Below are 8,301 nucleotides of genomic sequence, written 5' to 3' on the forward strand. Positions count from 1 at the left end.
ATAAGGAGGTAGTATGGATTTCAGCGCGGAGATGCTGGCGTCAAGAATACGCCGCTTCCGTTATAACAAGAGACTGAGTATCGAACAGTTGGCGCAAAAAGCCAAAGTCGATAAAAATACCATCGTCAGAATAGAGAAAGGAGAAGGACGGCCGAACTTGAAGACCCTGATAAATATCTGCAACGTTCTCGAAGAGTCGGTCGACAAGTTGGTAGATATGAATGCTCACGAAAACAAGGACTTTTATGTACATCGAAGGAAAAAATCAAGAGCTAAAGGCCAGGCATTGAAAAAACAGAAAGGATTTCGCCTCGGTGACCTGGTTGCCAAACTGCCGTTCGGCCATATGAACGTGGTAATACTGGAAATAGATGGAAATGGTCAGATGCGAAGCCATCCGGGCGAGGAGATTCTGTTCTGCCTGAAAGGCAAAGTCGGTATCAATCTCGGGAACACTTCCGTGACCCTGAAAAAAGGTGACTCAGTCATGTTTTTCGGCCGGGAACCTCATCAGTACTACAATGCAGACAAAAGCAAGAATCCCGTGACGGCTGTCGGCTTAAGCGTCTGGCTGGACGAAGACATAGATCCTCAATCGAACTACTTCGAAACCTACCACCTGTGACCGATCGGTCTTATTCTCCGGATCGCACTCCGGTACCTGCCGGCTGAAAAAAATTCGCGGCTGATCGGATGGCTTCATAATTCGAGCCGGTTTCCGGGTAGGAAGAATGCTTTGTCCTGCGAACCGAACCGTATTTCAACGTGCAATCCGCGAGCTATCCACATGCCGATACGACCCACGGTTTCAGAATAGCCGTCTCTTACCGATTGTACTCACTGGATCGGCATTTTTTATCTCAACACTATATCTTGACATTTTGCAATACGATCAGGCGGCTTCAGATAAGGACCGGTAGTATTATGAAAAAAATGGTGTTCTTGGCTCTGGCTCTCGTTGCACTTATTTCGGAGTGTTCGAATGAAGAAGGCCTCCAGCAAGTCGGGGGCGCAGATCGACTGCTCGCCGGGATAATAGACAGCCTTGTCTCGGCAGAAATAGAACCCGGGGGACCAGGATGTGCAATCGCGGTTATCCGGGAGGGCGAGATAATATTCAAGCGCGGCTACGGGATTGCTAAGCTGGATTACGGCATGGAGGCGAACGGACGGTTTCCTATGCAGATTATGAAAAAACTCCGTCCGAAGGACCTTCTCCGGCCAGACTTGCGGAATATGAAGGCGAATTTTTCAGCGACGAACTGCTGGCCACCTATCGAGTTGCAATCAGAGGGAACCGACTGGTATTAATATCACCAATCAACAGCAGGCTGATGATGGAGCTTACCGGCATAACCGGTAAGGACAAGCTGCATTACATGGGTGGCGATAAATTCCGGTTCGCTTTCATGTAGATAGAGTTTATAAGAGACCGAAGAGGAGAGATCAGCAGCTTCAGGCTGGTTCACGAGCGCGCCGGACTCAGGATCGGATTCAGCAAAATCTGAGCCGCAGGACGTTTCATTACCGTTCATCCACGCCGCCGAGTTTGTTCGGTAAGCTCAGATTTGAGGAAAGCGGAGCCCTGTAACCATGAATATCTGGACGATCCCATCCACATCGGAGTTGAAGAATATCATCCGGTTGTCTGGCGAAAAGAAAGGATGCGGATGAGCCGGGTTTCTGCCAGATGAGCCGGTATTTATCAGGTGTACGAGCTTCAGCTCAGGTTCTTCCCCCTCCGTTAGAGTCCCCAGGACGAGCCTTACGATCTGACGTTCCTCTCCCTCAATCCTGGTTCGCGTATCACTGATCAGGTATTTTCCGCTCAGGTCGGAACTGAAATGCCAGAGGTCGGGTTTAACCAGATTCCTGGTAATATCCACATACTGTCCGCCAGGTACATTTACCCCCAGGTGCGAGGTTTTTTCATCGGTTTTGACCGGCCTGGCCAGGAACACGGGCCTGTAGCCGGCCCGTTCTCCCCGCCGGATGCTCATGGCGCTTAAAACCGATCCGGTACGCCCCCACCATTGCTCGTGTCCCTGGATGAACTGAACCGAGTCGCGCCCGACGGGAATATCTCTCCAGTTCGTGCCGTAATCGCTAATTACGTGCAGGTCACCTTCCCTGCCCGATACCGATCTTACGCACCTTCCGGTGACAAGAAGGCTGTCGCCGTGGTTGTTCTGGAGCATGATGTCGTGCGAGAGCTCGGGGTCCGTGGAGCGGCAGTACTGGGGATGCATATTATGAAAGTACTTATCCTTGAACACGAGCTTGACAGAGGGCTCCTCCAGATCGAAGACCAGCAGGCCAAACGGAGCGTTGACAGTTTTGCCATCCCCGAGAAAAGCGCCGATACAGAGTCGCTTGCCGTCAGAGGAGATGGAGCTGAGCGTGAAATACCCGCTAGTCCTAAATCCAGTGCCGGGTATGGGGCCTTCGAGCTTGAGCACGGTCTGGCGCTCTAAATTATCCAGGGACACCCTTTTGAGAAACAAGGCCCCGCCGAACGTAGAGGTATTGTTGACAAAATAATACATCCATTTTCCATCCGGGCTCACCGAGGGCGCCATCGCTCCTTTTTCATCGGTAATCTGTCTCAAACTGAAATCATCTTCTATGTCGCATAACCAGATATTCCTCTGCCTTATAAAGACGAACTTTCGTGAATCGGGAGTAAAAACTTGTGCCTCGGTATATACATTATGGCTGCCGAGAGCGGAATTCGAAGTGATCTGAATTACGCGTAGACCCTCCGGAGAATTCTCATCCAGCAGGTCAGGCCTTTCCCGGCTCTCCTGTGTCAGTTCACTGTTATAGACCGGAGGCTCGACATCGAATACCGGCCCGCCGGAAACTTTTTCGGGAGCTGCCTGTCCGCAGGCGGGAAATAACACAGGCGCACAGAATACCGCTATCAGCAGGATAGTATTTTGCAGATTCAAAGTATGTTTATTCATTTTTATCAGCCTCTTCAATCGAGTTCCGGGAATGTTTCACCCAACTAATTCAGCCACCAGTAAAGAAGAGAATCGAGCCTTTGCTCGGGAAGTGAACTCATAACTTTGAGATTTTCAGCGGAGTTTTTTAACGAGAATGCTTTGCGGGTAATAGCCAGTTCATTTTCGACCATCGATTCTGCGACGGGTCGCTTCATCTGGTCTCTCACGCTTAACATCAGCAGCTTCCTGGGAGCGATACAGCCGGCGAGATCGGGAAGGTCATAGGCGGTCAGCGCCGCGGCAACGGCAGAGAAAAAATCGTATTCATAGAACCTGTTCACCACCAGCGACCGGTAGGATACCAGCGGATCGACCAGGGCGACCGGACCGATGGATTTATCGAAGGCCGCCGCGTGCAGGAGCGCCGGACACAACTCACCGAAACCAACCGCTCCGATACTTTCCCGGCTGACGTCATCCCTGTGTTTCAGGAAATTCGCCACCCTCGACACGTCACCCGCCTGGATGCCCACTATGCTGCGGCCGACCAGCAGCGCGGTAAAGGCGGCTACTTCCCTGGCTCGCCGCGACTGCCTGGTTGCTGTCTCCCCTGTGCCGATCAGATCGGCAGCCGCCACCACGAATCCCATGTTTACCAGTTGTTCGATCCGGCCGCCGGGCTCGGCTTCGGCTGCCTTCCCCTCGGGATGCAGATAGATTAAAGCCGGGAATTCGCTCTGTTGACCCGCAGGGACGAACAGCAGAAGAGGTATCATGTAATCACCCTCGCCGTAGAGAGCCCATTTCTCGATAGTATAATTACCGCGACTGTACCGTCCGCGATAAACAGGCTCTTTCTCCGGTTTCGGCGCAATGTAACCCGAAAGCTCCCTGGCGTTGCGCCGAACTTTTTCCAGATGCCCGGACAGATCCTTTCTCGACTCGGCGAGAGCGATAATTAATTCCTCGGTTTCCCTTTTATTGATGCTGAATACGGTTTCTCCTTCCAGATAGGTGGAAAGCATGCCGGTGGGTGTAATATTCAACTCTTCCTCTTCGAGAACCTGCACTTCTTCCTCTTTAGAACTGCCGGGCCAGTCGAGGTGTTTTTGAAAAAAGGCGTATATCGATTCATTGTTTTTCCGGGTGAATCCATGTTCGCTGTCATCCTCGGCCATTTCCAGGTTTTCCGGCTTACCGAGCGCCTGGTAGGCCTTCTTTACTTCCCGGAATGTTTCGCGCGCCCCCTGTATACTGTAATAGTCCCTGGTGGTGGCAACCAGCAGGGTGGGCAGAGGGGCCCTGAGAACGTGCAACTCGGCAGACGTTACGCCATCGACGATGCCGCGGTAAAAGTTGTGCTCGGCATCCTGCGGCCCGACAAATTCGAGGAGCCGCCTGGCACTGGTCAGGTAACATGACGGGGCCGCTGCTTTCACTCTCCGGTCCAGAGCCGATGCGTAGGCCGTCTGCGTTCCGCCCCCCGAACACCCGGTCATCCCGATCCGCTCCGGATCGACCTCGCTGCGCGTTACGAGATAATCTATCGCCCGGATGCAGTCCCATGTCCAGTATCTGGCCAGGGCGTTTCCCGCGATAAAACACTGGTTTCCGCAGTAGGAATGTTCCACGGTGGGATTGCCGGGGCCGATCAGAGTCTCTTTCTTCTCCGGGTCGTAATACTGAAGCCTTTCCCCCTGGCCCAGAGGATCGATGGCGAATACGATAAATCCCTTCTTTACCAGATTTAGAATCAGCACTTGATAAACATCGCGCCTGAAAGCCTGAGGTGAATGCCCGATAGCGTTTAAAATCGCCGGCCTTTTTTCTTCCGCGCCTTCCGGAATGAACAGGCAACCGGTTATATAGAAGCGGGGCATCGATTCGAATATTACCTTTTCGATCCTGTATCCGTCCCTTTCGACTATCCCGGTAATTCTCGGGTTCAATGGAGTTTTGGGTGGAAAAGTTCCGACCATTTTTTCCATGGTTTTCAGGATGTATCCCTGTCTTCGCCGCCATTGTTCACCGGTTTTCAGACCTGCAACCAGACTGTCCCTGCGGTCGAGGCATTCGTAAGCGAGCTGGTTGAGATGGTGGATCAGCACGTTACCAGCATCGCTGTGCTCAGTCCATCTCGAAAGCACGCTCAGATTTTCTTCCTGAGCGTTAAGTGAAAAAACCGGCTGGAAAATAAGCAGGGCGAGAGTGATGGTTATTTGAATCAAGTTTCTTCTCGAGTTCTGCATATTCGCTCCGGATTTATGTCGGGTGCGCCAAGATATATCTTGACAGGGGCAGACTTATGAAGCATCTATGAAGCAATGCATAATAGTCTAAATATTGGTAATGGTCAATGATATTATCGCTATATGAATCTACCTTTAGATTTTATTCTGGAGAGGCCATGAAGTATAACCTGATTCCAATCGCGTTGGCGATTGTGCTCATCTTCCATACCGCCGGTTTTTCTTATCAACTCGGACCGCACCCGCGAATCCTAATCAATAAACAACAGCTGCCCTCCCTTACCGAGCGGGCCAGTGGGGTTTCAGCCAGGGAATACTCAATAATAAAAGGGGTGGCCGACAGGGCCGCCGCCGAGGGAGTAAAGAGGATAGAGAGCCGCTTTCAGGCACCGCTCGAGCTGGTATGCCTCGGTATCTGCTATCTGGTGGAAGGCCAGCTGGGCCGGGATTCAGGCCGATACGCGGATGCAGTCAAACAATACTGGGGGAACGGGGATGTTCTCGATCTTGAGGGAGACGGGTCGTTCGGCTACCACGGCCTGGTTTACGACTGGATATTCGACTCGCTGTCCCCGGCCGAAAGGAAATTGTACGGCGATCGCCTGGGTAACTGGCTCAGGCATTATACCGGTGTGGCCGAGATCACTCTCAAATCCGGCCACTGGTGGTATAATCAGACCTGGGGACCTTCCCACCTGAATACGCCCCATGCCCGGGATGCGATCACCTCCAAGCTGTTCATCTCGCTGGCGCTCAAAGGCTCCGGAACGATTCACGAAAGTGATGCGAAGCGATTTCTGGATTCGTGGTCGAAACGCGTACCCGAAGAATGCATCCCGGCTTTCGATGAAATGGGCGGGGTCTGGTCCGAAAGCATGGGGCACGGGACCTACGGGCCAATAGAAGTTATCGCGTGGGCTTTTGAGGCCTGGCGCACAGCAACCGGGGAGGATTTATTCCAGTTGTGCGCCGAGGAAAGCTACCCGCGCGCAATGACTCGCTGGGCAACCCACCTGACCGTGCCATTCAATGGTCACACGGCATGCATAGACGACAACGGCGGAGGAATACCCCGGATTTTCTCACGGGTGGCCCCCCTGCTGGCCTCCCGCTACCGCGACCCGGTGGCAGCTTATATAAGCGCCCGGGGAGCCGGGGAACGCTGGACGGAGATCCCCTGGACCAGGTTTCTATTCCACGACTCCTCTGTCCAGCCGTCCGCGCCTTCCAGGGGAAATTACCCCCTGGCACATCATTTCAGGGGCGCCGGGCACATTTACATGAGAAGCGAGTGGGATAACCCGGACGCCACCTGGTCCTTTTTCGGGGCGGGCCCCAAATTAGCCGGCCATTCAAGGGATGACGAGGGGCATTTCCTGATTGCCCGCAAAGGCTGGCTGGTAATGCGCGGCGGCGGCCGTGGCGGAAACGAAGACAACCTCTATGCCGGCGGCTCACTGATGTTCAACCTGGTGACAATATACAACCCGGCGGAACAGTTCCGGCGCACGGATAAAAGGCAGCGCCCCAACGGTCCCAAGGTTGTAAATAATGAAAACGACGGTGGCCTGCTACGCTATGTCTACAGCAGCAACACACGGGATGACAGAGCGGAGATAAAAGCTTATTATAGCGATGATAACCTGACCTACGCCGCGGCTGACATCACCCAGGGCTATTCGGCGGGGAAAGTGAAAGAAGTGACCCGTCAATACCTTTACGTCCGAGGTGAACGGGAATTTTTCGTGATTTTCGACCGGGTGGAAGCAACCGATCCGGCTTATCCAAAGACCTGGTTTCTGCACATGCCGTCCGAGCCGGAAGTCAGCGGTCAGGCGACAGTCTTCGTACCGGGACACGTGGTAAGCTTCAAGGGAAACCGATCGAGCTGGTTGTCGGACCCGGCCGGTCTAGGCGACGTAACCAGTAGCGGAAGGTCTAAAGCTTTCCTGACGACCCTGTTGCCGGAAAAGCCAATCATCGTTAAACGGGGCGGAGAGGGCCACGATTTCTGGGGTAACCCCCACGAACCGTCGGCTCAGTACAACCACACCGGCGCCGGCAGCGACCGTCCGCCGATAGTACCCTGGCGGCTGGAAGTGGAGAGCGGGCAGAAGTCTGCGCGGGAATATTTTCTCCACATCCTGGAAATAGGTGATGAAGGAGATGACGCTTCCTCCCCGGTCAGCCTGCTCAGAAGCGACAACCACCTCGGGGCGGAAATAGAAACGCCCGGCGGCCTTCTTAAAGTCATGTTTACGACCACAGGCCCGCTGAAGGCGCGGATAGAACCTACCGGCCGGGCCGAGATTGTTATAGAATGAGCCTTGCATCTAACAGAAATGATAACAGATAGTAACCGGGAATAGCGGGAATAAATAAACCCGACAGAACATTTTTATTTCAGGCGGAGTAACAGATGTGCTCGAGTTTATTCGGGAGTTTACATGAATAAAAATATTCTGAGGACATTCACATTGATGGCTATGCTGTTAAGTGCGGCCGTGTTGAACGCAGCCGAACCGACAAGCATCCGCGAACAGGAAATCGTTTTACCGACCTACCGGATCGGCGAACCGGACCGCAGCCCGCTGTTCTATAACGGCAGGATTTACCAGGGCGCTCAGGGGCGGGTCTATCCGTACCCTATGCTGGACGTGCTGACCGACGACCGGGTGGATAAAACATACAAAGCGGTATACTTGGAAAACGAATACCTTGAACTGATCCTGCTGCCAGAGGTGGGCGGACGCCTGTTCTCCGCCCTGGACAAAACCAACGGCTATGATTTCATTTACCGCCAGAGCGTTATCAAGCCGGCGCTGATCGGGATGCTGGGCGCCTGGATTTCCGGCGGCGTGGAATGGAATATTCCCCATCACCACCGTGCTTCCACCTACATGCCGGTGGACTACACCCTGCAGGACAACCCCGACGGCAGCAAAACGGTGTGGATCGGCGAACTCGAACTCCGCCACCGGATGCGCTGGGCTATCGGGATCACGGTCTTCCCCGGCAAGTCGTACTTCAAGGCCACTGTCAAGCTGTTCAACCGCACGCCGCTGGCTAACTCGGTGATGTACTGGGCCAATCTGTCGGTTCAC

The 8,301-nt window shown here is 53.6% G+C and carries 6 protein-coding genes and 1 pseudogene (1 of these 7 running past the window's edge); 4 read left to right on the forward strand and 3 right to left on the reverse strand.

Going from position 1 to position 8,301, the window contains the following annotated elements; genetic code table 11:
• Window positions 1-13 precede the first annotated feature (13 nt).
• Both FVQ81_00955 and FVQ81_00960 read left to right on the forward strand, forming a co-directional pair.
• On the forward strand, window positions 14-625 hold the full coding sequence (locus FVQ81_00955) for a helix-turn-helix domain-containing protein (protein MBW7995144.1): 612 nt from the start codon (window positions 14-16) through the stop codon (window positions 623-625).
• A gap of 299 nt (window positions 626-924) precedes the next feature.
• On the forward strand, window positions 925-1,311 hold the full coding sequence (locus FVQ81_00960; protein MBW7995145.1) for a hypothetical protein: 387 nt from the start codon (window positions 925-927) through the stop codon (window positions 1,309-1,311).
• Window positions 1,312-1,313: 2 nt separating this feature from the next.
• Here the strand turns inward: FVQ81_00960 and FVQ81_00965 are convergent, their stop codons facing one another.
• Genes FVQ81_00965 through FVQ81_00975 form a run of 3 tightly spaced genes read right to left on the reverse strand, consistent with a single transcriptional unit; the run spans window position 1,314 to window position 5,197 of the window.
• Window positions 1,314-1,535 (reverse strand): hypothetical protein, encoded by a 222-nt coding sequence (locus FVQ81_00965; GenBank protein ID MBW7995146.1) that lies wholly within the window; start codon window positions 1,533-1,535, stop codon window positions 1,314-1,316.
• A gap of 27 nt (window positions 1,536-1,562) precedes the next feature.
• Entirely contained in the window at window positions 1,563-2,984 is a 1,422-nt protein-coding gene (locus FVQ81_00970) for a hypothetical protein (protein MBW7995147.1), read from the reverse strand.
• 26 nt (window positions 2,985-3,010) lie between these two features.
• Entirely contained in the window at window positions 3,011-5,197 is a 2,187-nt protein-coding gene (locus tag FVQ81_00975; GenBank protein MBW7995148.1) for a prolyl oligopeptidase family serine peptidase, read from the reverse strand.
• 158 nt (window positions 5,198-5,355) lie between these two features.
• Here FVQ81_00975 and FVQ81_00980 point away from each other — a divergent pair, with 158 nt between their 5' ends.
• Together FVQ81_00980 and FVQ81_00985 are read left to right on the forward strand one after the other, a co-directional pair.
• Entirely contained in the window at window positions 5,356-7,521 is a 2,166-nt protein-coding gene (locus tag FVQ81_00980) for a hypothetical protein (GenBank protein ID MBW7995149.1), read from the forward strand.
• Between the two features lie 123 nt (window positions 7,522-7,644).
• Window positions 7,645-8,301 (forward strand): annotated as a pseudogene (locus tag FVQ81_00985) (DUF5107 domain-containing protein); it runs 117 nt beyond the window's last position.

This window comes from Candidatus Glassbacteria bacterium (genome assembly GCA_019456185.1).
Lineage (GTDB): Bacteria > Gemmatimonadota > Glassbacteria > GWA2-58-10 > GWA2-58-10 > JAJRTS01.